At 64.3% G+C, this 25,588-nt stretch carries 26 protein-coding genes and 1 pseudogene; 13 read left to right on the top strand and 14 right to left on the bottom strand.

All coding sequences use genetic code 11. The features are described from left to right. Genes ABJO18_RS15800 through leuB form a run of 6 tightly spaced genes read left to right on the top strand, consistent with a single transcriptional unit; the run spans window position 1 to window position 5,890 of the window. Entirely contained in the window at window positions 1-300 is a 300-nt protein-coding gene (locus ABJO18_RS15800; RefSeq protein ID WP_348508941.1) for an ACT domain-containing protein, read from the top strand. Then, complete coding sequence (locus ABJO18_RS15795) at window positions 282-1,871, top strand: 2-isopropylmalate synthase (protein WP_348508942.1); 1,590 nt, start codon at window positions 282-284, stop codon at window positions 1,869-1,871. Before ABJO18_RS15800 ends, ABJO18_RS15795 begins: the two co-directional genes overlap by 19 nt. Before the next feature lie 16 nt (window positions 1,872-1,887). Then, window positions 1,888-2,844, top strand: a complete 957-nt coding sequence (locus ABJO18_RS15790) for a branched-chain amino acid transaminase (RefSeq protein ID WP_348508943.1) — start codon at window positions 1,888-1,890, stop codon at window positions 2,842-2,844. Beyond that, on the top strand, window positions 2,834-4,264 hold the full coding sequence (gene leuC, locus ABJO18_RS15785; protein WP_348508944.1) for a 3-isopropylmalate dehydratase large subunit: 1,431 nt from the start codon (window positions 2,834-2,836) through the stop codon (window positions 4,262-4,264). Before ABJO18_RS15790 ends, leuC begins: the two co-directional genes overlap by 11 nt. Further along, window positions 4,257-4,835: a 3-isopropylmalate dehydratase small subunit gene (gene leuD / locus ABJO18_RS15780; RefSeq protein ID WP_348508945.1), complete on the top strand. Its 579-nt coding sequence runs from the start codon at window positions 4,257-4,259 to the stop codon at window positions 4,833-4,835. Before leuC ends, leuD begins: the two co-directional genes overlap by 8 nt. After that, entirely contained in the window at window positions 4,832-5,890 is a 1,059-nt protein-coding gene (leuB, locus tag ABJO18_RS15775) for a 3-isopropylmalate dehydrogenase (RefSeq protein ID WP_348516000.1), read from the top strand. The genes leuD and leuB overlap by 4 nt, the downstream gene beginning before the upstream one ends. A gap of 17 nt (window positions 5,891-5,907) precedes the next feature. Here leuB and ABJO18_RS15770 read toward each other — a convergent pair whose 3' ends face one another. Next, complete coding sequence (locus ABJO18_RS15770) at window positions 5,908-6,345, bottom strand: growth inhibitor PemK (RefSeq protein WP_348515999.1); 438 nt, start codon at window positions 6,343-6,345, stop codon at window positions 5,908-5,910. Between the two features lies 1 nt (window position 6,346). Further along, window positions 6,347-6,601: a type II toxin-antitoxin system Phd/YefM family antitoxin gene (locus tag ABJO18_RS15765; protein WP_348507701.1), complete on the bottom strand. Its 255-nt coding sequence runs from the start codon at window positions 6,599-6,601 to the stop codon at window positions 6,347-6,349. 484 nt (window positions 6,602-7,085) lie between these two features. Between ABJO18_RS15765 and ABJO18_RS15760 the strand changes: the two genes are divergently transcribed. Continuing rightward, on the top strand, window positions 7,086-7,454 hold the full coding sequence (locus ABJO18_RS15760; protein WP_348507702.1) for a GFA family protein: 369 nt from the start codon (window positions 7,086-7,088) through the stop codon (window positions 7,452-7,454). Window positions 7,455-7,753: 299 nt separating this feature from the next. Here the strand turns inward: ABJO18_RS15760 and ABJO18_RS15755 are convergent. Beyond that, window positions 7,754-7,927, bottom strand: a pseudogene (locus tag ABJO18_RS15755) (DUF3800 domain-containing protein); the annotation flags it as partial. A 204-nt stretch (window positions 7,928-8,131) separates the two neighbouring features. On the opposite strand from ABJO18_RS15755, the gene ABJO18_RS15750 reads away from it, so the two are divergent. The 3 genes from ABJO18_RS15750 to ABJO18_RS15740 are packed head-to-tail and all read left to right on the top strand — an operon-like array spanning window position 8,132 to window position 11,905. Further along, window positions 8,132-9,400 (top strand): dsDNA nuclease domain-containing protein, encoded by a 1,269-nt coding sequence (locus ABJO18_RS15750; protein ID WP_348507703.1) that lies wholly within the window; start codon window positions 8,132-8,134, stop codon window positions 9,398-9,400. Beyond that, the gene (locus ABJO18_RS15745) at window positions 9,393-9,959 is read left to right on the top strand and encodes a hypothetical protein (RefSeq protein WP_348507704.1); all 567 of its coding nucleotides are present in this window, start codon (window positions 9,393-9,395) and stop codon (window positions 9,957-9,959) included. The genes ABJO18_RS15750 and ABJO18_RS15745 overlap by 8 nt, the downstream gene beginning before the upstream one ends. A gap of 8 nt (window positions 9,960-9,967) precedes the next feature. Then, window positions 9,968-11,905, top strand: coding sequence for an AAA family ATPase (locus ABJO18_RS15740; RefSeq protein WP_348507705.1), 1,938 nt, complete (start codon window positions 9,968-9,970; stop codon window positions 11,903-11,905). 37 nt (window positions 11,906-11,942) lie between these two features. On the opposite strand, the gene ABJO18_RS15735 is transcribed toward ABJO18_RS15740, so the two are convergent. From ABJO18_RS15735 to ABJO18_RS15685, 11 genes are all read right to left on the bottom strand, one after another. Next, window positions 11,943-12,629, bottom strand: a complete 687-nt coding sequence (locus tag ABJO18_RS15735; protein ID WP_348507706.1) for a hypothetical protein — start codon at window positions 12,627-12,629, stop codon at window positions 11,943-11,945. A gap of 159 nt (window positions 12,630-12,788) precedes the next feature. After that, complete coding sequence (locus tag ABJO18_RS15730; protein ID WP_348507707.1) at window positions 12,789-13,952, bottom strand: membrane dipeptidase; 1,164 nt, start codon at window positions 13,950-13,952, stop codon at window positions 12,789-12,791. A gap of 132 nt (window positions 13,953-14,084) precedes the next feature. Next, a complete protein-coding gene (locus ABJO18_RS15725) occupies window positions 14,085-14,996 on the bottom strand; it encodes a peptidase (RefSeq protein ID WP_348507708.1) in 912 nt (303 codons plus the stop codon). Between the two features lie 111 nt (window positions 14,997-15,107). Continuing rightward, complete coding sequence (locus tag ABJO18_RS15720; RefSeq protein ID WP_348507709.1) at window positions 15,108-16,604, bottom strand: alkaline phosphatase; 1,497 nt, start codon at window positions 16,602-16,604, stop codon at window positions 15,108-15,110. A 188-nt stretch (window positions 16,605-16,792) separates the two neighbouring features. After that, window positions 16,793-17,641, bottom strand: a complete 849-nt coding sequence (locus ABJO18_RS15715; RefSeq protein ID WP_348515998.1) for an ATP-binding protein — start codon at window positions 17,639-17,641, stop codon at window positions 16,793-16,795. Then, window positions 17,638-18,822 carry a fused response regulator/phosphatase gene (locus tag ABJO18_RS15710; RefSeq protein ID WP_348507711.1) on the bottom strand — a complete coding sequence of 395 codons (1,185 nt, stop codon included), beginning with the start codon at window positions 18,820-18,822 and terminating at the stop codon, window positions 17,638-17,640. Before ABJO18_RS15710 ends, ABJO18_RS15715 begins: the two co-directional genes overlap by 4 nt. 7 nt (window positions 18,823-18,829) lie before the next feature. Next, a complete protein-coding gene (locus ABJO18_RS15705) occupies window positions 18,830-19,132 on the bottom strand; it encodes an STAS domain-containing protein (RefSeq protein ID WP_348507712.1) in 303 nt (100 codons plus the stop codon). 36 nt (window positions 19,133-19,168) lie between these two features. Then, entirely contained in the window at window positions 19,169-19,498 is a 330-nt protein-coding gene (locus tag ABJO18_RS15700) for an Hpt domain-containing protein (protein ID WP_348507713.1), read from the bottom strand. Window positions 19,499-19,575: 77 nt separating this feature from the next. Then, on the bottom strand, window positions 19,576-20,640 hold the full coding sequence (locus ABJO18_RS15695; RefSeq protein WP_348507714.1) for a LacI family DNA-binding transcriptional regulator: 1,065 nt from the start codon (window positions 20,638-20,640) through the stop codon (window positions 19,576-19,578). Window positions 20,641-20,747: 107 nt separating this feature from the next. Next, window positions 20,748-21,422: a ChrR family anti-sigma-E factor gene (locus ABJO18_RS15690; RefSeq protein WP_348507715.1), complete on the bottom strand. Its 675-nt coding sequence runs from the start codon at window positions 21,420-21,422 to the stop codon at window positions 20,748-20,750. Beyond that, on the bottom strand, window positions 21,419-22,003 hold the full coding sequence (locus ABJO18_RS15685; protein ID WP_348507716.1) for a sigma-70 family RNA polymerase sigma factor: 585 nt from the start codon (window positions 22,001-22,003) through the stop codon (window positions 21,419-21,421). Before ABJO18_RS15685 ends, ABJO18_RS15690 begins: the two co-directional genes overlap by 4 nt. A gap of 201 nt (window positions 22,004-22,204) precedes the next feature. Here ABJO18_RS15685 and ABJO18_RS15680 point away from each other — a divergent pair, with 201 nt between their 5' ends. The 3 genes from ABJO18_RS15680 to ABJO18_RS15670 are packed head-to-tail and all read left to right on the top strand — an operon-like array spanning window position 22,205 to window position 25,553. Beyond that, window positions 22,205-23,557, top strand: coding sequence for an FAD-dependent oxidoreductase (locus tag ABJO18_RS15680; protein WP_348507717.1), 1,353 nt, complete (start codon window positions 22,205-22,207; stop codon window positions 23,555-23,557). Beyond that, window positions 23,554-24,324 (top strand): DUF1365 domain-containing protein, encoded by a 771-nt coding sequence (locus ABJO18_RS15675; protein WP_348507718.1) that lies wholly within the window; start codon window positions 23,554-23,556, stop codon window positions 24,322-24,324. The genes ABJO18_RS15680 and ABJO18_RS15675 overlap by 4 nt, the downstream gene beginning before the upstream one ends. Continuing rightward, on the top strand, window positions 24,324-25,553 hold the full coding sequence (locus tag ABJO18_RS15670) for a cyclopropane-fatty-acyl-phospholipid synthase family protein (RefSeq protein WP_348507719.1): 1,230 nt from the start codon (window positions 24,324-24,326) through the stop codon (window positions 25,551-25,553). The genes ABJO18_RS15675 and ABJO18_RS15670 overlap by 1 nt, the downstream gene beginning before the upstream one ends. Window positions 25,554-25,588: the final 35 nt, after the last annotated feature.

Genomic DNA, 25,588 nt, shown 5'->3' with positions numbered 1-25,588 from the left:
ATGCTCAACACGCTCATCATCGAACTTGCCGAAGCCGAAGGCGCCCTGATGCGCCTCATCGGACTTGTCGAGCGCCGTGGCTACACGATCGGCACGCTGGACAAGAGCGAAGCGCGTGAAGGCCAGTCCACCATCACCTTGCAGGTGACGCCGCGCGATGCGGCGCGTCAGCTGGATGTGCTGATCCGCCAGATCGGACGCCTGATGGATGTACGCGCCGTCTTCACCCCTGAAATTGCGGCCGCCGAAGCGGCTCACGCCTCATATCACTGGAGACAGGCATGTCCGCCCCGAAATTGAGCCCCGTACCCAGCAGCCAGCCAGAACGGCTGCACATTTTCGACACGACGCTGCGCGACGGCGAACAGGCCCCCGGCTTCTCCATGACCGCGCCTGAGAAGCTGGAGATGGCACATCTCCTGGCCAATCTGCGGGTCGATACGATGGAGGCCGGCTTTGCCGCCGCATCGCCGGGCGATGCCGAAGCCATCCGCCTGATCGCCCAGGAAGTCCGCGGCCCGACGATCTGCTCGCTGGCGCGGGCGACGGAGAAGGATATCGACGCGGCGGCCTATGCGCTGGAACCGGCGCAGCGCAGCCGGCTGCATATCTTCATCGCTACCAGTCCCATCCACCGTGAAGCCAAGCTGCGCCTGTCGCGCCGCGAGGTGATCCAGACCATCGAGCGCTGCCTGAAGCACGCTGCGGGCCGGTTCGACGAGATCGAATTCTCGGCCGAGGACGCCCTGCGCACGGAACCGGAATTCCTCATCGAAGCCCTGAGCTGTGCCGCCCGGAACGGCGCCGACGTGCTGAACGTGCCGGACACGGTGGGATATTCCGAACCGGACGAGATCTATCGCGTCTTTGCCGACCTGGTGGCGAAGGTGGAACGGCCGGACCATGTGATCTTCTCGGCTCATTGCCACAATGATCTGGGCCTCGCCGTCGCCAACTCGCTGGCTGCCGTGAAAGCCGGCGCGCGCCAGGTCGAGTGTGCCATCAACGGCATTGGCGAACGGGCGGGCAATTGCTCGCTCGAGGAGATCGTCATGGCGCTGCAAGTGCGGGCCGACATCTTCCCCGCCGTCAGTCATGCCGACGCGACCCAGATCTGGGCCGCCAGCCAGCGCCTGTCCCGCATGACCGGAACGGCCGTGGCACCCAACAAGGCCATCGTCGGCAAGAATGCCTTCGCCCACGAGGCCGGCATTCACCAGCACGGCATGATTGCCGACCGGCGCACCTACGAGATCATGACCCCGGAGAGCGTCGGCGTTCCCGGCTCCTCGCTGGTGCTGGGCAAGCATTCGGGCAAGCACGCCCTGTCGCAGCGCCTGGCCAAGCTGGGCTACCAGCCCGATCCGGAACGGCTCAACGAGATCTTCGCCCAGTTCAAGGCCGCGGCCGACCTGCATGGCGAGATCAATGATGCCGATCTGGTTGCGATGATGGAGGGCTATTCGGCCTCCGGTTCGCAATGGACGGTACTGCGCACCGAGCTGCGCACCACGGCCGGCCGCAGGCCCAAGCAGTTTGCCCGTATAGAGCTGGAACACCCCGTGCGGGGCCGCATCTCCGACATCGCCTCGGGCGACGGACCGGTTGCCGCGGCTTTTGCGGCCGTCCAGCGGATCACCGGCACCGATGTCGATGTCATCAGCCTGGAAACCCGCATGCGGGCCAATGGCACGGGCCGCGAATTCGTGGCCGATATCGAGGTCGAGATCGACGGCCGCCGCTTCTCCGGCCGGGCCCGCGGGCCGGACATCGTAACCGCAGCCATCGACGCCCTTCTGTTCACCCTCGATCGCGGCGAAGCCTACGACCGGGCCGAGGCCAACCAACCCACACCGGCACACGCCGTCTGATCAGGACACCAAGACCATGGCTATTTCCGAAACCGACTTCATCTGGCGCAATGGCGAACTCATCGACTGGCACGAAGCCCAGACCCATGTGCTGAGCCACGCCCTGCATTATGGCACCTCGGTGTTCGAGGGCATCCGCTGTTACGACACGCCGTCCGGCCCGGTGATCTTCCGGCTCACCGACCACATCCGGCGCCTGTTCGATTCCGCGCGCGTCTACCACATGCCGATCCCCTACACGCAGGAGGAGATCGAGGCCGCCTGCCGCATGGCGGTGCGCGCCAATCATCTCAAGAATGCCTATATCCGGCCGATCGCCTATTTCGGCTATGGCGGGATCGGCGTCCTGCCCGGCAAGGACACCAGTATCGATGTCTGCATCGCGGCCTTCCCCTGGGGCGCCTATCTGGGCGAGGAAGCCCTGTCCAAGGGCGTGAATTGCTGCATCTCCAGCTGGAACCGGGCCGCACCCAACACCATCCCGACCGGTGCCAAGGCCGGCGGCAACTACCTCTCTTCCGTGCTGATCAGCCATGAAGCTCACTCGCGCGGCTTCGACGAAGGCATCGGCCTGGACGTCAACGGCCTGGTGTCCGAAGGCGCCGGCGAGAACATCTTCGTCGTCTCCGACGGCATCATCCGCACGCCGCCGACCTCGGCCTCCATCCTGTCCGGCCTGACCCGCGACAGCGTGATCAAGCTGGCCGAGGCGGAAGGCTATGACGTGCGCGAGCAGACCCTGTCGCGCGAAAGCCTCTATGTCGCCGACGAGATCTTCTTCACCGGCACCGCCGCCGAGATCACGCCGGTGCGCTCGGTCGACGGCCATATCGTGCGCTGCGGCGGCCGTGGCCCGGTCGCGGAAAAGATGCAGGAGCGCTTCTTCGGCCTGTTCACCGGCGAGACCCCGGACCATCACGGCTGGCTGCAGCCGGTGCAGGACAATCCGATGGAGGTCCAGCATGTCGCCTGATAGCGGGCGTCCGCGATCCCTGTTCGAGAAGGTCTGGGACGCCCACCTGGTCAAGGCGGAGACGGCCGACACGCCGGCCATGCTCTATGTCGACCTGCACCTGGTGCATGAGGTCACCTCGCCCCAGGCCTTTTCGGTGCTGGCCGGGCGCGGCCTCAAGGTGCGCCGGCCCGACCGCACCCTGGCGACGATCGATCACGCAACGCCAACGCTGGATTTCGCCCCCGGCGAGACCCCGCCCTATGCCACCGAGGCCGCCCGCAAGCAGGTCGAGACCCTGCAGGCGAATGCGTCGGCGCACGGGATTACCCTGCATGGCTGGGATAGTGAGCATCGCGGTGTGGTGCATGTGATCGGGCCGGAACTGGGGGCGACCCAGCCGGGCATGACGATTGTGTGCGGTGACAGCCATACCGCCACCCATGGCGCTTTCGGAGCGCTGGCCTTCGGGATCGGCACGACGGAAGTCGGCCATGTGCTGGCGACGCAATGCCTGTTGCAGCGCAAGCCGAAATCCATGCGGATCACACTGGACGGCCCTACTGCGCCAGGCGTTTCGGCCAAGGATATCATCCTCGCGGTGATCGCCGAGATCGGTGTGGATGGCGGTACGGGATGCGTGATCGAATATGCCGGCGAGGCGATCGAGGCGCTCGACATGGAGGGCCGGATGACGGTCTGCAACATGTCGATCGAGGCGGGCGCGCGCGCGGGGATGATTGCCGCCGACGAGACCACATTTGCGTGGCTTAAGGGTCGCGAACATGTGCCGTCAGACCCCGATAAGTGGGACATGGCGGTGACACGCTGGTCACATTTCCGCTCCGATCCGGGCGCGCGCTTCGATCGTGAGGTGATGATCGACGCGACACAGATCCGGCCGATGGTCACCTGGGGCACGGCACCGGATACCGGCATCGCCGTCGACGCCCCGGTTCCGGCCGCACGGTCGGCCTCCCATGCCCGCGCGCTGGGCTATATGCAGTTCGAGGCGGGAAAGCCGGTTTCCGGCGCGAAGGTCGACCAGGTCTTCATCGGCTCGTGCACCAATTCGCGCATCACAGACCTGCGCGCTGCCGCCGCGATCATGAGCGGACGCCGGGTGGCGCAAGGCGTGCGCGCCCTCGTGGTGCCCGGCTCGGTCGCCGTGCGCAAACAGGCCGAGGCGGAAGGGCTGGACCGGATCTTCATCGAGGCCGGCGCGGAGTGGCGCCAGCCGGGCTGTTCCATGTGCATCGCCATGAATGGCGACAAGGGCGAGCCGGGCCAGCTGATCGTCTCCACCTCGAACCGCAATTTCGAGGGCCGCCAGGGTCCCGGCGCGCGCACCGTGCTGGCCAGCCCGGCCACGGCCGCCGCAGCCGCGATCGCCGGCCATGTCATCGACCCGGCCACGCTGATGGAGCCCGCCCATGCCTGAACGCTTCACCGCGCTGACCAGCCGCACTTTCGTGATCGACCAGGAAGACATCGACACCGACCAGATCATCCCCGCGCGCTTCCTCACCACGACCTCGCGCGACGGGCTGGGCGACAAGGCCTTCCACGACTGGCGCTATGACAGTGAGGGCAAGCCGCTGGAGACCGTCGCCCTCAACGCGCTGGACACGGAAACCCACCGCATCCTTGTGGCAGGGCGCAATTTCGGCTGCGGCTCCTCGCGCGAGCATGCGCCCTGGGCGCTGCACGATTTCGGCTTCCGCGCCGTCATCTCCTCGGAGATCGCCGACATCTTCCGCTCCAATGCGGCCAAGAACGGCCTCCTGCCGATCCTCGCCCCGAAAGAGGCGCATGACTGGCTGCTGGCCCATCCCGATGTCGAGATCACCGTCGACCTTGCCGCCCAGCGCGTCGAGATGGGCAACGGGCCCGGTTTCGACTTCACGATCGAACCCTTCGCCCGGCACTGCCTGATGGAAGGCACCGACCCGCTCGGCTTCCTCACCGCCAACGAAGACGCCATCACCGCTTACGAGACACAGACCGCATGACCTATCGCATCGTCCTTCTGCCCGGTGACGGGATCGGCCCGGAAATCACCCGCGTCGCCCGCGCCGTCATCGAACGGGCTGCCGCCCTGTCCGGCTTTTCGGTCCGGTTCGAGGAGCACGCTTTCGGCGGCGCCTCGATCGACCGCTATGGCGAACCCCTGACCGACGAGACCCTGGCTGCCTGCCAGGCCGCCGACGCGGTCTTCCTCGGCGCAGTGGGCGGACCCAAATGGGACCAGGCCCCCTCGCGCCCCGAAGCCGGCCTTCTGGCCCTGCGCAAGGCGCTCGGCGTCTATGCCAATCTGAGACCTGCCAGCGTGCACCCCGCGCTGGCGGACAAGTCCCCGCTGCGAGCCGATCTCGTAGCGGGGACGGACCTTTTGATCGTGCGCGAACTGACCGGCGGCATCTATTTCGGCCTGCGCGAGCGCACGGACAGCCAGGCCTCCGACACCTGCACCTACAGCCGCGCGGAGATTGCCCGCGTCGCCCGCGTCGCCTTCGAACAGGCCCGCCTGCGCCGCGGCCGTCTCACCTCGGTGGACAAGGCCAATGTGCTGGAAACCAGCCGCCTGTGGCGCGAGACCGTCTCGGAGATGGGCGCGCGCGACTATCCCGATATCGCCCTCGACCACATGTATGTCGACGCCGCGGCGATGCACCTCTTGCGCGCCCCGGCCAGTTTCGACGTCATCGTCACCGAGAACATGTTCGGCGACATCCTGTCCGACGAGGCCTCCATGCTGCCCGGCTCAATCGGCCTTTTGGGCTCCGCCTCGCTGGGCGAGGCCCGTCCCGGCATTTTCGAACCCATCCACGGCTCGGCCCCCGACATTGCCGGCCAGGACAAGGCCAACCCGTTCGGCGCCATCGAAGCCGCCGCCCAGCTCCTGGAATCCTTGGGCGAAACCGACGCCGCCGCCCGCATCCGCAAGGCGGTCAACGCCATGCACGAGGCCGGCGAATGGACCGGCGATCTGGGCGGAGACCTGACGTGTTCAGGCGCCGGTGTGAAGCTGGTGGAACGGCTGGAGGCGGAGGCCGTGGCGGCTTAGGGCTGCCACGATACGCTTCACGATGCGGGATCGCGGACGGTCTTGTCCGCCGCCTGGCTCTCCCAGGCGGAGCGCAGCGCGATTTGCACCTGCCTGAGCAAGGCAGGCGGCACGAAGCCGATATCCATAACACCATCGCGTTCAGGATATCGGTTCAGGTCGGCGCCCGGCCAGACAAACACATTGATCTGCGAGGCGATGATGTAGGAGGCATCCCGGGTGAGGCCGAGATGCGCTTGCACACGTGGCGGCACGGCCACCGCGTGCGGTGTCTCCGCGTGATCCTGCCCTGTAAACGGCACGACCCAGACCTCACGGCCGGCCGTGATCTCCCGCACTGCGAGGATCAGGACAGGCCGCGCCTTGCGCCCGGCGCTCTCGCCCGCATCGCGCTCATGGCTCCAGAGAAAATTGTATCCGATGACCCGCCCCGTTTCGGGTTCGGGAAAGGCCATGCTAATCGTCCATCAGCCTGTCGAGATGGTCGTGCCGCGTGTCCATCCGCGCGCCGGTCAGCCGGTCGACCGTTTCGGCATCGAGCTCGCCGGCCTCGCGCGATCTCTGGTTCTTCACCAGCTCGGCATAATGACGCGCCGAGACGATCACCACACTGTCCCGGCCATGCTTCTGCACATGCACCGGGCGATGCTGCGCCTCTTCGACATAGCGCCCGAAATTCTGCTTCACATCGGTCGCGGGAACATAGGTCATGGCTCGCCTCGTAATGTCCAATTGGCACAAAATAGACAAAACAGGCGAAATGTCAAGATTCGGATGGGGACTGGGTGGGTGAAGAGGCGGGGTGAAGACACGGGGGTGACAACGCCATGCATGAGGCCGGCGAATGGACCGGCGATCTCGGCGGGGATCTGACGTGTTCGGGCGCCGGGGTTAAGCTGGTGGAGCGGCTGGAGGCGGAGGCCGTGGCGGCTTAGGGCTTACCGGCCCCCTTCGACCTCAACCGGCACAAGGCCGGGCTCGGCCACTTCCCCCGCTACGCAGGGAAAGCCTGATCAGGGCTCGCCCCGCTTGCGGGGGAGCTGTCCGCGAAGCGGACTGAGGGGGCGGCGCAAAGCGCCGCGGAGCGCGCACGTTTGCTCTGACAGCTCAGCCCGGGAAGATCCTCACCGCAGCAGTGGCCGGATTGCGCCTTCGCGGTGTAAGCCTTCCCGCCTGGCCAGGACGGAGAGGTCTCATGGAGAAGATCACCGGCGGTTGCCTTTGCGGCAAGGTGCGGATCGCGGCGTCGGGGCGGCCCGACCGGGTCGGCGTGTGCCACTGCCTCGACTGCCGCAAGCATCACGGCGCACTCTTTTATGCTGCCGCAATCTTCCCGGAGGACGCCGTCACCGTCGACGGCGAGACCCGCAGCTATCAGGGCCGCCACTTCTGCCCCGATTGCGGCGGCTCCGTCTTCGCCCGCACCGGAAACGAGACCGAGATCCATCTCGGCACGCTGGACCGCCCGGACCAGCTTGCGCCGACCTATGAATGCTGGGTGGAAAGGCGGGAAAGCTGGCTGCCGGAGTTTGCGGTCGAGGCGCGGTATGCGCGGGATCGGTAAGTGTCGCAGTCTTCGCCGGACAAGGCCAACCCGTCCGGTGCCGTGGGAGCCGCCGCCGCGCCGCGGATACGCAAGGCGGTCAACGCCATGCACGAGGCGGGCGAATGGACTGGCGATCCCGGCGGGGACCTGACGTGTTCAGGCGCCGGGGTTAAGCTGGTGGAGCGGCTGGAGGCAGAGGCTGTGGCGGCTTGGGGGATATTGCCCTGGCCGCCCTGCCTCATTATATTGGTTGCATCGGACTGGGGGTTGTTCCCGGTCGGCGACTGGCTCTGGGGTTTCCCGGAGCCTTTTGCTTTTCAGGGGAATATTTTCAGCCCCCAGCCCGCAACAGCACCTGTCGGGCTGCGACGGAGTTTCGGCTCGATAATGTCCCAGGCCCTGTTCGGTTGACCCTGGTCGAGAACGTACCGCCCTATAGGCCGGGCAGTGAGGTCCGCGAGCTGAAGCCCGGCCGAATTGGTCTTCTTGTCGGCGAAGATGGGCCCCGTCGTCTCTCGGGAGAACGGCGGAGATGAAATACAAATTCATCTTCTCGTCCGGCCTACTCGCCCCCAGCTCTGGTCGTTTTGCCAGCATTTAGATACCAGCTTTCAACCCAGCTCAGAGGTTCAGCGCAAAATTGCATATATCGCGCAGGTGCACTAATGAGTGTAGAGGGGACAGTGAGGTGTTTGATGGGGGACAAAGAACAGACGATCCATCTCGGGGAGGTGCTGGATAGTTCAGACCCTGGAGATGCGGTCGGTTCGCGCTTTCGTTACCAGTATGCGTACGCCGCGTTTAATGCGCTTCGGTGCGTGACCACCCCGGAAAAAGTGCGCAGCGTGATCTGCGAAAACCACGAAGACTTCATCATCGAAGAAGCTTCGGGGAAGTACGTTGCCGTGCAGGTAAAGACGCGAGAACTTCGCCTCGACCCACTAAGGCTTACAGACAGTCCTGTACTAAAAGCGTTGGCGAAGTTCTGCAGGCTCGATGCGAACTACCCAGGGCAGATCGACAGGTTTGATTTTTCAACTAACCACAGGTTCTGGAACGACAAAGAAAGCCATCAGAACCTGCCTTGGGTGGTCAACCAGCTTCAAGAGAAACCAACGGTAAAAGGGCTGCGCGCTACGTCTGAAAAGCGGATTGCGGTCCAGAAGGTCGCAGCACAGGCGGAACTCAACCAAGAGGACGCCGCCAAAACACTCTCACGCGTTCTGCTTAATGCTCGCGATGAACCCATCACGAATATTGAACGAACCTTGCTTGCCGCCATCTGGGAACTTGGCACCGTTAGCGACTGGACCTATCCGAAGCTGCTGCTTTTGGCGAACGACTTAATAGCTCTTGCGCAGAATGCCTCTAGTCTAGGGTTGGGGAAAGGCCAGGCCGACCTCTACGCCGCAGGGGGTGGCTTCAATCAAGCACTGGCCGCTTCGACACTTGCCGGAAAGAAGCTCGATGGCGAGGCGGTTCAACGCGCCATATCGGAGCGCGCTGACAACGCGGATGAACCCCTGATACTCGATGGCCTCCTTGGGGTGGGCGATCTGCCAGTAGATCTACGAAAAATGGTGCAGAAACTGGCCGCCGGTGGCGTCCAGAAAGTTCGCATAGACCATCTAGAGGACCTAGTACGAAGTTTTCAGAGCCTCGAACTTCGTTGGGCTAGAAAACACAGTTTGGCCAGAGCACGCACCCAACGCCAAGATATCTTGGCGCGCGTGATGACTGACTGCGTCGAAGCCGTCGCAGCAGCCGAAGGAGCACCGGAACCTTATGGTGCCAATATGTACACCGACCTATTGCAGAAGCTCCGTGAGCGGGCAGATAGAGAGGACGGGAAGCTACACGGCTGTACACCCGAACACTTGTTGGGGGCAGCCGGGCTGCTGACCGAGCAATGCAAGGTTTGGTGGTCACCACGCTTTTCTCTGATGGAGGAAGGCGGTGAGTAGCGATTTGCTGGACATTTTAGAAGAAGTCGAGGAGACCAACGACGCAAAAGCTGCTCGGTTGCTTCTGCTGATCCATGCTTTTCGAAAGCAGGACCGCCCCGCTATCGAAGGCATCACCAAGCTCGCGAAATTGGATTTCCTGCTTCGGTATCCAGCTTACTTCGAAAGCGCGATGCTGGCCCGAGGCGCGAACCCAAAGGCCATTGAAGTCCAGGAATTCGAACGGCATTCGATCGAGTCGAGTATGGTTCGATATCGCTTTGGCCCTTGGGATCATAGTTACCGCGCGTTGCTAAACCTGCTCGCCGCTAGAGGCCTCGCCGTTCTCCGCGTGGAGGGGCGGAAGGTTCTTATAGATCTGTCCGATAGAGGCTGCGAGATAGCTGGCGAAATGGAGCTGTTGGAAGAGTTCGCCCCGGTGGTGGCTCGAGCTCAAATGTTGCAACGTTATCTGGATGTCGGCGCCACCAAGATTATGAATTTCATCTATGAGCAATTCCCAGAGCTGGCGGACATGCAGCTCAATGAGCGAATTGAGGCCGAGACACTGCTACCATGACACTAAACTTGAAACTTAAAAGCCTCAAAATTCTCTGCCGTGAAGGCAATGAATTAGTCGAATTTGGTGAAATTCTTACATTTATTCACGGCGAGATGTCGACCGGGAAGTCGACCGTTGTGGAAATGGTTGATTATTGCCTGGGCGGCCAAATGGCGAAAACGCCTGCAGTCTCAAGTGAGGTTATCTCAATTCAGCTCTTAGCTCAGGTTGGGCAGACCGAGATCTTACTTGAGAGATCCATTGAAGAAGGCACCGTCATCAGAGCGACGTGGGAAGAAGAAGAGGGCGTCAGACAGGCTTCGATTCCTGTCAAGGCGGGAACCGAAGAGGTTCTCGAAGGCGGGATCTATGGATTTTCAGACTTCCTACTAACTCGAATGGGCCTAGGCGTTCTCAAGGTAAGAAAAAGCAGGTTAGATCCAGACTCGAAATACGAAAGGTTGAGTTTTCGAGACTTTTTCACATTCAACTACCTCGATCAATTTGACCTGGACTCGAGTCTATTTGAATTAGAGCAACCGATAAAGAAGGAGAAGTCCAAGAATGTATTGAATTTTGTATTTGGCTTCCAGAGCGACCAGCTACTTGTTCTTGAAGCGCGACTTGCGGATTTGAGGCAAAAACAACGCTCTCTGCGCGAAGCCGCCGAAGAGATTGATAATTTTCTCGCGAGTTACGGATACAATTCAGAGTCTCAAATCAGCGCACAGATTGATTCCGTCAATGCTGAGGCTGAACAGCTAGAGCTGGAACGCGAAGAACAGCAAAAACTTGGCGATATTAGAAAGCTCGTAAGCGATCAAGATAGAGCACTTCTTCTTGAACTAGATAGATCTTATTTTGAGAAACTGGAAGCGGTTGAAGATATAAAAGCACGAATATCAGAACAAGAAAGCCTGAAAGCGGAGCTGCTGACGCTCAAACTCAAAGCTGCACGAACAAGCAGCGCTTCGGAGGTTTTGGAGAAGGCCAAGTTTCTTGCATGCCCGCAATGCGGCACAGGTGTTGTAGAAAAACTGGAACCGGAATCCTGCTCTCTCTGCAAGTCAGACCTGTCGGCTGAAGAACACCGAACCGCTTCCCGCCCCTCTGCTTTGATTGAACAGGACCTCTCAGACCGCATCGACGACCTAAAAGTGTCTCTAAAGCGCCTAAGCGCTTCATTGCGCTCGCAGTCTGACGATCTCAGCCTGTTCATGGAGAAGAGACTGGAACTACGAAGAGCGCTGGATGCTCAGCGTCGCGAGAGTGAGTCAGAGTATATTTCCCAAGCACGCCGCTTAGAAGCACGCTTAGGTGAACTCAACGAACGGCGCCGGCACCTTGTGCAGATACGGAAGATGCCGGAGGAGATTGAGCGCCGCCTAGAGGCCGCCGACAAACTTAGCGCGGACATAGCCCAAACGCTGAGGGAGATCGACGCCGAGCGCTCAAAATTTGATAGCGCAAGAGCTAATATAGGACTTTTGAACAAAACGCTCGAAGACGTTCTACGATCTATCCGATTTCCCGGATTCGGGGCCGACGACAGAGTTTATATAAATGTAAAGTCTTGGTTTCCGTATGTGTTTCCGAACGGCGACGAAAGTCGCGCATGGACGTTTAAAGACGCGGGAAGCGGAGGAAAAAAGACGCTATTCAAGATGTCTTACGCCCTATCAATATACAAAGTCGCAAAGGCTAAAGGGCTTAGTTTTCCAAATTGTTTCATGATAGATTCTACCATGAAAAACATTACTCCCGAGATCAACCGCGATATTTTTGAGCACTTTTACTCTGAGCTCTATGGATCGCTTCAAGACGATCTCGCCGGTTGGCAGTGCATAATCGTGGATCAAACACTTTTCCCGTTGGAGGGAGCTGCGCCAGAGTTCGTGGAGAGGAAGTTCACCGTTACCGATCCAGCGCACCCTCCACTCATTAGCTACTATAGGGGGCATTAGGGCTTTACCCCTTCCAATCAAGATCGACCGTTCTCCCCTACTCCACCTCCACCACCACCCGCGCCTCCGCACGATCCAGCACACCTCGCGACAAGCCTTCCCAGAGCGGGCTGTCCAGGCCGGCGTTTATGATGTCGGCCATGGAGGCGCCGGTGGGGGCCAGGTCTTCTATGTAGATGATCATCAGCTCCTCGCGCGGATTGGCGGGGTCGAGGATGTGTTTCATGGTGGCGTTGATGGTCTCGGCCGGCAGGGTGTAGCCCGCCGCGTCGAGCACGGTCCGCATCATGGCATTGTCCGATCCCGCCTGCGGCACATCGGTCGCGCCCTCGCCGAAGCGGGCGCGGACGAAGAAATTGGCGTCGCCCAGTTCGCGCTGTTCGAGGTCTGACAGGTGGAAGTCATAGCCGGCCTCCGGCAGGGACGGCAGATAGGCCTCGAACTGGATCCAGTAGAGCCGGTCGACCACCCGGTCCTCGCCGGCCTCGACGAAGAGGTGCATCTCGGCATCTACCGCGTCATAGAGCGCCCAGCGCCGGCCGCCGGCATAGACCGCGCTGTCCGGTACGGCGATGCGGGCTTGCGGCAGATGCGGCGAGACGAGCGTGCCCGCCGCCTCGACCGTGCGCATCGGGGCCGGCCAGGGCGCGGCGTCCGGACAGCCGGGCGCGGTGCACACATGGGTGGCGAGCGTGACGGCGATGGCGCTGAGGGTCAGGGGCATGAGGGCATGGCTCCGTTTGCTGGATCGGTTTTATGTGAGCCAGCAGACCCGGCGGGCGCAGGCGGAACCAATGAAACATCGGTAAGATAAGGGGATTTTGCGCCGGTGTGTCCCCGAGGACCCGGCGCGCCCCTGAAGACCCGGGCCGGCCTCCGCCCCCTATTCCGGCAATTGCTCCCGGAAAAACCGGATCGCATTGCCGCCCATTACCTGGCGCACATCGTCTTCGCTGAGGCCGGCCGCCAGCAGGCGGTCGGTGAGGACGGCGTATTCGGAGGCGTCGAATGTGGTGGTGATGGTGCCGTCATAGTCGGAGCCGAGGGCGACATGGTCGAGGCCGACAAGGTCGATGGCGGCGATTATGGTGCCGGCGACGCCGGACGGGCTGTCATCGCAGGTCACGTCTTCCCAGAAACCGATGCCGATCAGCCCGCCTTCCGCGGCGATGGCGCGCATCAGCCCGTCGGGAATGTTGCGGGTGACCGGGCAATGGCCGTGAATGCCGGTGTGGGAGACCACGAGCGGCCGGTCGGTCATCGCCAGAACCTCGGCCACCACGGCGGGCGAGGAATGAGCAACATCGATGATCATGCCGCGCGCGAGCAGGGCGGCGACAGCCTCGCGGCCGAAATCGGTGAGGCCGGCGCCGGAGAGGCCGTGCAGCGATCCGCCCAGCTCATTGTCGAAGAAATGCTGCAGGCCGATCAGCCGGTAACCGGCCTCCCAGAGCGGTTCGATATTGGCCAGATCGCCTTCCAGCGGGTGCGCGCCTTCCGTGGCGAGGAGGCCGCCCATCGCCATCGGATCGCTCTGCCGGGCCGCCAGCACCGCGTCGAGATCGCCGCGCGTGCGGATGACGGTGAAGGCGTCGTCATTCTCGGCCAGGCGGTTGAGGCGATCGGCATGGTAGAGCGCGCGATTGCGGATCGAGCCCCAGGTGTCGACCGGCCAGCGCTGGGCGATGGCGAGCGGGGTGATATTGTCGCTGTCGGCCGAGTTTTCCTCGTAATTCATCGAGGACGGCGTCTTGGTGACGCTGGAGAAGACCTGGAAGGCCACCCGCCCCTCGCGCAGGCGCGGCAGGTCGGTATGGCCGCGATCGTTGCGCTGTGCCGGATCGCGCATCCACAGGAGCATGTCAGAGTGCAGGTCGGCGACGTCGAGCGTGGCGTGCAGGGCCTGCGCTTCGGCGGAGATGGCGTAGGGCTCGTGCGGGGTGACGACATTGCGCCCGGCATCGATGCGCACGGGGATGACGTAGAAGAAGAGGCCGGCAGCCACCGCCAGCAGGATGGCGATCGCGCCCAGAATGATCCGTGTCATGCCCCGTCCCTCCCATGAACAGCGTTCACAAGCTGTAGCGTGAAAGCCCGGCGCCAGACAAGAAAGCAGACAGAAAAAGGGCCGCCCGGATTGTCCGGACGGCCCTTTGTGTCTGGTGTCAGCCGGGACGGCCTATTCGCTGTAAAGCTCCGAGATCGACAGCGAGGCGTTGGCATTCTCGCCCTGGCGGTAGGAACCGATCCAGATGTCATAGGTGCCCGAGGCCGGATTGTGGAAGGTCAGGGCCGGGTTGAGACCGCTGTTGCCGCCATCATCATTGCAGTGCCAGTTGCCGTTCGGATCGTTGACCAGGATGGTCGTGTCCGACGAGGAGGCCGCCGACAGGATCAGCGGCAGGCTGGAGCCGGCCGTGTAGCGCAGCTCGAAGTCCGGCGCGGCGGAGACCCAGCCGGCACAGCCGCTGCGCACGTCCGAAGCGCGATAGGCGCCGCCGGAGACGATGTCGACGCGGTAGGGGTCGGGCGTGAAGCCGGCGCGCAGATTGGCGCTGCCGAAATTGGCCGGCAGGGAATAGTCGATCCCGCCATAGCTATTGCCGCCGCCATTATAGCTGCCGCCGGAGCCGCCGAGTTCGGAGATGGCGAGGACGGCGTCGGCATAATCGCCCTGGCTGTAGGAGCCGACCCAGATGTCGTAGCGGCCGGATTGCGGGTTGGAGAAGGTCATGCTCGGATTGAGCCCTTCGCCGCTGTCATCGTCGCAATACCAGTTGCCGCTGGGCCCGTTGACGACGAGCGTCGTGTCGGAGCTGGACGTGGCGCCAATGGTCAGGTCGAACATGTTGCCGGCGGTGTAATAGACCGAATAGTCCGGCGCATCGGCGATCCAGCCGCGGCAGGAGGAGGACACATTGGCCGCCGAGCGCGCACCGCCGGAGGTGATGCGCACGGTGTAGGGATCCGGCGTGAAACCGGAGTTCAGATTGACGCTGCCATAGGTGGGCGGTGCGGAATAATCCTGGGCGATGGCCGGAGCGGCGCAGGCCAGGACAGCCGCAGCGGCGGCGAGAGAACGAAACTGCATGACGGATCCCCTTTTTGAGCCGCCGGCCCGGTCACCCTTGTGCCGTCCCATCCGGTAGCGTGATCCAAGTTTAGACAATTCTGGCGCTGAACCACAGCTGAACGCGTAATTTTATTCCGCCGCGGTCTCGTCCTCATCCTGCCCCCAGCCGAGCGCGGCGGAGATCAGGTGGAAGACCGTGTTCTGCTCGATCGACCCGCCGAACCAATGCGCCCGCGGGCCATTGGCATAAAGCGCGACATCCGCACCGGAATGAGTCTCGTTGGACAGTTCGACTGCAGTTTCCTGGTGATAGTCGGGCGCCATCACCGTCTCGTCGTCCAGAGGCTCGCCCTCATGGGGACGGACATTGGGACCGTTCTGATAACCCAGCGTGGTGTAGGGCCGGCCGCTCTCGTCCAGCGTCAGCTGCGGCTCGGAGCCCGGCTCGTAGGGGTTCGCCCGCCGCACCAGGCCGAGAATGGGATTGCCGCGGCCGGGATAGCCCGAGAAGGTCATGGTGTGGCCGTGATCGGCGGTGACGACGATCAGCGTCTCGTCCAGATCGACCCGCCCCAGCACCGCCGCGATGGCCGCGTCGAAGGCCTGCATGTCGGTCAGGGCGCGATAGGCATTGGTGGCGTGGTGGGCATGATCGACCCGGCCGGCCTCGACCATCAGCACATAACCGTCCTCATTCTGCGACAGGCGATCGATGGCGAAGGCGGTCATTTCCGCCAGGGAGGGCTCGTCGGCCGCGCTGCGGTCGGCCTCATAGGCCATGTGGCTGTCGGAGAACAGACCCAGCACCGGCGCACCGGTGGCCGGATCGAGCGCCCGGAAACCGGCCGCATCGGTGACGGCGACGCGGTCGTGCGCCTGCCATTCCGCGATCAGATTGCGTCCGTCGGCGCGCACGCCGCCCTCGGCTTCGGGCAGGAAGCGGGCCCGGCCGCCGCCCAGCGCCAGCTCGATACCGTCACCCTCGTCGAAGGCCAGCAATTGCGCGGCGATGTCGACACAGCCGGCGGCGACACCTTCCGGCCGCATATCGCTGTCGGCTTCCCAGGAGCGGATCAGGCTGTGCGCGTAGAGCGTGGCCGGCGTGGCGTGGGTCAGGCGGGCGGTCGAGACGATGCCGGTGGCGAGGCCGCGACGCTCGGCCAGCTCGACCAGGCTCGGCGGCAGATCCGCATCGGGCGCGCAGGCGTCGAGGAACTGGTCGGCGCGCACGCTGATGGCGCCCGAGCGCGTCTTGTGGCCGGTCACCAGCGCCGTTGCCGTGCTGGCGCTGTCGGCGACCTGGGCGTCAGCATTGTAGGTGCGCACCAGGGCGGTGCTGGGGAAGGCCTCGAAGGACAGGGTGTGCGTCTCGCCATCGCCGGCCCGCTCGCCGCCATAGATCCGCGCGGCGGAAATGGTGGGGATGCTCATCCCGTCGGCGATGAAGAGGATGACATTGCGGGCCTGCTGCGGACGGACGTCGACTGCCATGCGGCGGTCCAGCTCGGCGCGGGCGCGCTGCCAGTTATCGCTGTCGCTGCCGGTGTCCTGAAGGGTTGCGGCGCTCGCAGCACCGGCCAGGAAGACGCCCAGGACAACCGCCGGGCCGAAGGATTTGATACGCACGTCGTGACCTCGTTCCGCTGGAGCGTGATCAGGTGAGATGGAACCCGGTTCACCGGTTCGATCACGTGACCGCTCAAGATTCCGGAGCAGAACCGGTTCCGCAGGAAACCATCCTGCTCCAGGCCGCGCAGGCCTATCGAATACGGCCGGGAATGACCAATGAAAGTTTCAAGTCGGTGCAGCGGCGCTCAGCCCGCCTGCCTGTCCAGCAGGATCACCGCCTCGACCACACTGCCCGAGCCCATATAGGTCAGCGAGGAGAAAGAGAGCGTGCGCGCCAGCGTGATGCCGCGCCCGCGATAGCCTGCCCCGGCCGGCGGCCCCGCAAGAAAAGCCTCGTGATCGAACCCCTCGCCCTCGTCCTGGATGGTGAAGGCAATCATCCGCGCCCCGCGCTGGAAGGTGACAATGACCCGCCGCTGGGCATAGGCCGGATCGGCGAGCCGGCGCTCGACTTCCTCGCGCCAGGTCCCGGCGATCAGCAGGTCGCGCTTCTGTGCGCCGGTGATTTCCAGATTGCCGTGCTCGACGGCATTGACCAGCAACTCCTGCAGACCGACCACCACGGCGTCGGAATTGGGACAGGCCAGCGCCAGCATGGTCGACAGGTTGCGCGCCTCGTCGAGCGTGCGGAAGACGAACTGTCCGTTCATGATCGTGCCGATGGCGGACTTGCGGCGCGCCACATCGGCCTGCAGTTCCAGCACCTGTTCGCGATAGTCGCAGGCGGCCTCGAAGACCGACTTCACCGACCCGAAATCGGTGTCGCGCGACAGCACGAAATCGGCCTGGACCTGGCTGTCTGTCCGTTCGGTCAGGAAAATGGACTGCATCGCCTCACCGGCCCGCAGCCGGGCTGCCTTCAGCGCACCCAGATGCGCATCGTCGGCGATCACCACCCCGATCTCGCCGGTCTCCGGCAGGGCGGTCTCGCCGACCAGCACACCGCGCGGTTCGTCCTGCAGATAATCGCCCAGGCGGCGCGCCAGCGGGCCGTCGGACACCATCATCCAGATCAGGTCGTCACGGGTTTTCATGGGACATCCAGTCCGATCAGCAGGAAGGTCAGGTCGTCGCGGAATTCGGCATCGGCCCGGCCGAAGAGGCGGGTCAGCAGCCGGCCGGCGAACGCATCGGCGCCCGCAGCCGCCTCGGCCTGTACGGCCGTCGCGATATCGCCGGCCGCAAGGCTGGCGTCGGGATTCTCGAAGTCCTCGTACAGCGCGTCGCTGTAGGCGAACAGCCGGTCCTGCGGTCCCAGCTGTGCTGTGAACGTCTCGTACTCGGCATCCGCCAGGCAGCCCAGGATCAGGCCGCGCCCGGACAATTCCTCCCAGCTGCCATCGCCGTGCAGGATCAGGGGCGGCGGCGCTCCGGCCACGGCATAGCGCATCTCGCCGGCGGCCGGGTCGATGACAGCATAGAAGGCGGTTGCGAAGTGCTCGACCGGCAGGATCGGCACGAGCGTCCGGTTCAGCGCGGCCAGCCACCGGGCCGGATCGGCCCGCTCGCGAACCAGTCCGGCGGTGATCATGTTGACCCGGAAGGCGTTGATGGCGGCCGACACGCCATGCCCGGACAGGTCGACCATGAAGACACCGAACCGGGTTTCGTCCACCGGGAAGACCTGCCAGAGATCGCCGCCCAGCATGTGAGAAGCCCGGTAGAAAGCGGTCATCGCGGCACCGCGCGGATGCAGGATTGCGGCGACATCCTCCGGTCCGGGCAGAAGCGCCAGCTGCATGGACTGGGCGGCGCGCAGCTCGTCTTCCATCCGGTCCTGGTAGCGCTGCAGCCGACCGATCATGCGGCGGCGTTCCAGATGCAGCCGCACGCGGGAGACCAGTTCGCCGGGATTGAGCGGTTTGGAGACGATGTCGGACGCCCCGACCTTGAAGGCGTCGACCCGGCAGTCCGCTTCCTGGATGCCGGTCTGCACCAGGATCGGAAGATCGAGCGCCAGCCGGCCGCGGATTTCGCGGCACACCTCGAAGCCGTCCATGCGGGGCATGCGGATATCCAGGATGACGATGTCAGCCGTGTTGGCTGCGAGCCATTCGATCGCCTCGACCCCGTCCCCGGCATAGGCGAGACAGGTATAGCCCGCCGCTTCCAGCACCGACCCGATCAGAAGTCGCGACGACGCCTGGTCGTCGACAATGAGGATCCGGTCACGCGCCGGGTCGTCATGCTCGGACTGGGAATGTGCGAGGTCCATCCGCGCCTCAGTCGATCGGGATCAGCTGCTCGATCCTGGAAAGCTCGACAACCTTGGCAACCTGCCCGGAAACACCGCGCAGGCGCAGACCGCCGCCGCGCTTGGCGATGCGGTCATTGGCCATGATCAGCATGCCGATGCCGGCCGAGTCGATCATGGTCAGCCCGGAGAGGTCGAACACCACGGGTCCCGGCGTCTGATCGGCGAGCGTGCCGACGAGTTCGCGGAAGCGTTCGTGATCATCGAAGGTGAGGACACCTTCGATCGCAACCACGACCGGACTTCCGGTGAATTCGGATCTGTATTCCATCGTCACTCCCCGGCCCGCCCCAGCGGCGGGCGCTCGTCAGACCGCTTCGGTCAGGCGGGTCAGGGCCACCTCCAGCTCGGCATTGAGCGCATCGCGGGCGGCATTGTCGTCCTGTTCGAGCGCCGCGGCCACTGCCGCCAGCCGGATGAGCCCGATATTTGCGGCCGCGCCCTTCAGGGCATGGGCGGTGGCGTGGGCATCCGGCCGCTCGCCGCGGTCCATGGCGGCCCAGTAGGTATCCACCAGCCGCCGCAGGTCTGCGACAAACTGCACGCTCATGTCGCGAAACACCGATTCGCCGACCGCGCTGACCAGCGCCTGGACGGCTGCGCTATCGATTTCCGGCTTGTTGCGCCAGTCGGACATGGTTCGCTCCGCGATGAAGTCCCCGCAAGGGGCGCGACTTTAGTCACCACTCCAGCATGCGGGCAAGCGGCGAGCGCCTAACCGGTGCTTGCGGGCGGCGCGACGGATTCCCGCAGGATGATCTCGGACCCGATTTCATGCGGCTCGGCATGGCCGCATTCCTCTCCCGCCCGAGCCGCATCCAGCCGGCCGGCGAGAATTCCGACGGCCTCCGCCGCCATGCACGAAACCGGCTGGCGGACGGTCGTGAGCTGCGGCCAGACCGCTGTGGCGCTCTGGGTATCGTCGAAACCGGCAACGCTCAGCTCGCCCGGCAGATCGAGCGCCAGGCGATGCGCCTGGGCGATCACCGCCAAGGCCATGTCGTCATTCGCTGCAAAGATCGCCGTCGGCCGGGGCGACAGGGCGAGCAATCGCTCGGCCGCCCTGAGGCCGGAACGGTAGGTGAATTCGCCCGGCACAATGAGTGCGGGATCGACGTCCATGCCCGCTGCCGTGAGTGCATCGCAATAACCCGCATGGCGCTCACGGCTCGCACGCTGCCCGTCCGGGCCGCCGATAAAGCCGATCCGGCGATGACCCTGCTCGATCAGGTGCGCGGTCATGTTGCGCGCTGCGGCCCGGTCGTCCGTGGTGATGGCGGGCCCGTGATCGCCGGCCTCATCCGGCGCAATGCGGATGAAGGGCAGGCCGGCCGCCTCGATCGCCGCCAGCACACCGGCATGATTGCAGACCGGTGGCGGCAGGATCAGCCCGTCAAACCCGCCTCTCTCCAGCATGGATCCGACCGTGCGTACCCAGTCGTCTTCGCTGGCGCCGCAGGTCTCCACCACGAGATGATAGCCGGCCTCACGGCACCGGTTCAGCGCCCCGATCAGCAGTTCGGAGACAGAGCCGGCGCCGGGATTGTCGTAGAGAAGACCGATGAACCAGGTGTTCGCGCGGGCCAGGTTTCGTGCGGACAGGTTGGGCCGGTAGCGCAGGTCGCGAATGGCGGCCTGGACCCGTTCACGGGTCTCCGGGCGCACATTCGCTTCGCCGTTCAGCACCCGCGAGACGGTCATCGCCGAAACGCCCGCACTTTGCGCCACATCCTTGATCGTGGCACCGAATTGCTTGTTGGCCCGCGTTTTCACAGTCATCGTGTCGGGTACCGGCTCTCGCGTCCAATCGCTGACCGGATGGTAGCGCAAACGCAACATACCCGCTTGATGTCCGTGGACAACTGCAGCGCAGTGCCGCACGATCGTCAGAGCCCGGTGAACACCTGGAAAGCGCGCAGCACGGGGCTCTCGAATTTCAGCTTGCCTTCCGTCAGCGCGAGACAGATGCACTCGCCGCCCTCATCGATACGGATATCGTGCTCGACGCCGGGATGCGCCTCCTCGACATCGCCGGGGCGATACTCCTGCTCGCCGTCCCAGAAACTGCCCTTGAGGACGAGGGTGAGCTCGGAACCGTTGTGACCGTGATGCGGGATCGCGACGCCCGGCTGGGCGCGCAGCAGCCACAGCCGCTCGCCATGCTCGCCGCGCCACAGGATCGCCTTGCGCATGCCGGGGCCGAGGAAGCCCCAGCGCACCGGCATGCCGGTGCGGGCCAGATAATCCTGCAGCGCCTGCGGCAGGCACAGACTGTCATCTGCGGCCGGCGCCGCTGCCACCGGTGCCACCGTCAGGTCTTCTTCCGCCTCGCTTCCGGCGCGCCGCAGGATATCCTCGACGCTGAAGCCAAGCGGCGCTTCGCCGTCCGATGCGTCGAGCATGGCGCCGCCGAGCGTTTCAAGCGCAGCGACGCGGCCACGGGCCTCGTCCGACAATTCCACATGCGATGCCATCATCACGTCCTGCGCCTCGGTTCCAAGCGTTCCCGCGGCGTAGTCGAGATACCAGCTGTCATCCAACACATGACCGCGCTGGGTCATTTCCATTCTCCAAGACCTTGTCTCATTTTGTTCATGGCCAGCCTGACGCGGGACTTCACGGTTCCCAGGGGCAGGTCCAGCCGCTCGGCAATCTCGCTGTGCGAGAGGCCTTCGGTGAAGGCCAGCTCCAGCACAAGGCGCTGGTCGTCCGGCAGCCCCGACAGGGCACCGGTAACGCTTTGACCAGCCTCGGCCCGCTCGTACAAGTCGTCGGGCAAGGGCTGGTCCGGCGGCTGGAAGTGCGGGTCGTGCTCATCGATCTTCCGGGCGCGAACCGCCTTGCGGTAATGATCGATGTGCGCATTCCGCGCGATCGTGTAGATCCACGTCGCCGCCGAGGCCTTCGCTGCGTCAAAGCTCGATGCACGCCGCCAGATCGCCAGCATCACATCCTGCGTCAGGTCGTCGGCCAGAGCCGCAGAAACCCGCCGTTTCATCAGGAAGCTGCGAATACGAGGCGCGAAATGGTCGAACAGCGCCCGGAAGGCCTGCGCATCACGCTTCCGTCCGACCTGTTCCAGCAGGCCGGCCAGCCGAGCCGCGTCGGAGATGGACCGACGGCGGTCGGTGTCCTGCGTCATGCGTGCCTTCCCGGTCTCGACCGTTTCGCGTCTGGCCCTTGCGGGCGGGGTGTGAAGGGCAGCGTACATGCTTCGGATTACGATTGCACCGCCCTGCCGGATCACTGACTGCCTGCGCACCCGTCAGTGATCCGCCGCCGCACCGCCCGCGTAAACCCCGGATAAGGCCGCACTTCCGGCCGTCAGAGGACAGGGCTTTTCATGACACAAGCGCGCGGACAGAAAATCGCCGTCATCGGTTCCGGCATTGCCGGCCTCGCGGCCGCCTGGCGCCTGTCGCTGGTCCATGATGTCACCCTGTATGAAGCCGCGCCCCGGCTCGGCGGTCACGCCAATACCGTCCGCGCCCAGATCGGCGGTGAGCGCGTCGATGTGGACACCGGCTTCATCGTCTTCAATCCGCGCAACTACCCGAATTTCACGCCGCTGCTGGAGTATTTCGATGTCGAGACGGCCCTGAGCAGCATGTCCTTTGCTGCCTCGCTGGATGGCGGCCGGTTCGAATACTCGTCCAATCCGGACGGGCTCTTCGCCCAGAAACGCAATCTGGTCCGGCCGCGCATGTGGCGCATGATCCGCGACATCCTGCGCCTGCACGATCATGCCCGCCGGGGCGACCACGCCGGAGAGGTTCGCTCGCTTGACGATTTCCTGCGGAGCGAAGGCTATTCCAGCACGTTCCGCGAGGATCACATCCTGCCGATGTGTGCCGCAATCTGGTCTTCGCCCGTCGACCAGATGCGGGCGTATCCGGCCCGCGCCTTCTTCGAATTCTTTTCCAATCACGGTCTGCTGCAACTGTCCGACCGGCCGCAATGGCGTACCGTCACCGGCGGCAGCCATCGCTATGTCGAGCGGCTGGCCGGTGCCATCAAGGGCCGCGTGCGCCTGTCGGCGCCGGTGCGCCAGATCGACCGCTCAGGCTCCCAGGTCACTGTCCGCACCGATGCCGATGAAAGCCGGTTCGACCAGATCGTGCTGGCCTGTCACAGCGACCAGGCGCTTGCCCTCATCGACGCGCCGGACCCCAAGGAGCGGCAATTGCTGGGCGCGGTCCGCTACCGGCCCAATACCGCGATCCTGCACACCGATACCCGCCTCCTGCCCCGCCGCCGCTCGGCCTGGGCCAGCTGGAACTATCTCGAGTCCGCGCGCACGGCCGACAGCGCGGCAAAGATCAGCCTGACCTACTGGATGAATGCGCTGCAGCCCCTGCCGACGCAGGCTCCGGTCCTCGTCACGCTCAATCCGGAAGTCGCGCCCGATCCTGCCCAGGTGCTGCACACGGACCAGTACGACCATCCGGTCTTCGATGCGGCCGCGATCGCGGCGCAGGCGCAGTTCGGTGCGCTGCAGGGGCATCGGCGCACCTGGTATTGCGGTGCCTGGCTGGGGGCGGGATTCCACGAGGACGGGTTGCAATCCGGGCTCGCCGTCGCCGAAGCGCTCGGTGCGCCGGGCCGGCCCTGGGCCTGCACTGACGGCGACACCCGCATCCCCTGGACGCAGGCACCTGCACCGGTTCAGCCCGCCTTGGCCGTTGCTGCGGAATGAGACCCCTTCCCGCCTCTCTCTACACCGGCGATGTCGGGCATATGCGGCACCATCCGCGCCGCCACAGCCTGCGCTACCGCATGGTGTCGCTGCTGACGGATATCGATGGCGCGGGCCGTGATGACCGGGGCATTGCCGGCTTTGCCTTCGACCGGTTTGCGCCGGTCAGCCAGCATGCGGCCGATCATGGCCGCGGTCATGGCGCGCTGCGCGACTGGGTGCGCAGCCGTCTGCAGCAGAACGGTATCGATTTCGAACCGGGCCGCATCCAGCTACTCGCCGCTCCGCGCGTGCTGGGCATCGTGTTCAACCCGGTGTCGGTCTATTTCTGCCACAGGGCCGACGACCGGCTGGGCGCGGTGCTGTTCGAGGTCGCGAATTTTCATGGTGGCCGTCAGGTCTATGCCTTCGACGTGCCCGACGACACGGCCAAACCGCTGCGCTTTGCCTGCGAGAAGACCTTCTTCGTCTCGCCTTTCAATCCGGTCGAGGGCGAGTACCGCTTCCGGCTCGACCGCGACGACGACACGCTGCGCCTGGGCATCCGCCATTATCGCGACGGAGCATGCATCATGGGTGCGATCCTGCAGGCGGAACGGCAGGCGCTGACGACGCGTTCTCTCTGGAAAGCCCAGCTTGCCCAGCCGCTGAACACTCTCGTGACGGTTGGCGGAATCCTGTTCGAGGCGTTAAGATTGCGCCTGAAGGGACTGCGCACTTACGCGCCGCGCCGGGGGAGTACGGACACACTGCCGAGGGGACTGTGATGGACTATACGACGCAATCCGCCGACACGCTGGAAAGCCGGGCCAGCCGCCTGCAGCGCTATGCCCGCGAAAAGATGCGCCAAGCCCTCTCGGACCTGACGGACAGCCGTCTGCGCATCGAACTGCCCGGCGGTTACCGCTTTGAATGCGGGCCCGCCGATGCCGCCCACCGGGCCGACTGGTCGATCCGCAAGTGGAACGCGCTCCTGCGCATTGCCGGATCCGGCACGCTGGGCTTTTCCGAAGGCTATATCCACGGCGAATGGGAAACCTCCGACCTGCAGGGCCTGCTCCGGGCACTGGCCGGCGAACTCGACGGCATCGGCGCTGCGCGGGCCGGCAAGGGTCCCAGCCGCATCATCGGCAAGATCCAGCACTGGATGAACGCCAATACGCGCAGCGGCAGCCGGCGGAACATCTCCTTCCACTACGATCTCGGCAACAGCTTCTACGAACGCTGGCTCGACGGGAGCATGACCTACTCCTCGGGCATTTTCGACACGGCCGGCGACACGCTGGCCGAGGCGCAGGCCCGCAAATACCGCCGTATCTGCGAGACGCTGGGCCTGAAGCCGGGCGACCGCGTGCTGGAGATCGGCTGCGGCTGGGGCGGGTTCGCCGAAGTCGCGATCCGCGATTTCGGCTGTCACGTCACCGGCCTCACCCTGTCGCGGGAGCAGCATGACTATGCGGTCGCCCGCCTGGACAAGGCCGGCCTGGCCCACAAGGCAGACATCCGCCTGCAGGATTATCGCGACGTCTCGGAAGAGTTCGACGCCATCGCCTCGATCGAGATGTTCGAGGCCGTCGGCGAGGAGAACTGGCCGGTCTATTTCGACCAGGTCTCAGCCTGCCTGAAGCCGGGCGGCCGGGCCGCGCTGCAGATCATCACGATCCGCGAAGACCTGTTTGCCCAGTACAGCAAGTCCGTCGACTTCATCCAGAAATATGTCTTCCCCGGCGGCATCCTGCCACCGCCCTCCCGGCTGGGCGAAGAGGCCGATCGTGCAGGCCTGGTGCCGATCGATACCTGCATGTTCGGGCCGAGCTATGCCCGCACGCTGGCCGAATGGCATGACGCCTACCGCGATGCCTGGCCGGATATCGCCGGTCTGGGCTTCGATGCCCGGTTCGACCGCATCTGGCGTTTCTACCTGGCCTATTGCGAAGCCGGTTTCACCACCGGCCGGATCGACGTCGGCCAGTTCGCCTACCGCAAGCCTGACTGACCCGACGACCGCGTGGCTTATAAGATAATACCGGA

It is taken from the genome of Maricaulis sp., from assembly GCF_039978735.1.
In the GTDB taxonomy this organism is placed as follows: domain Bacteria; phylum Pseudomonadota; class Alphaproteobacteria; order Caulobacterales; family Maricaulaceae; genus Maricaulis.
Note: the sequence above shows the minus strand (reverse complement) of the source record. Positions and strands in the feature narration are given on the sequence as shown.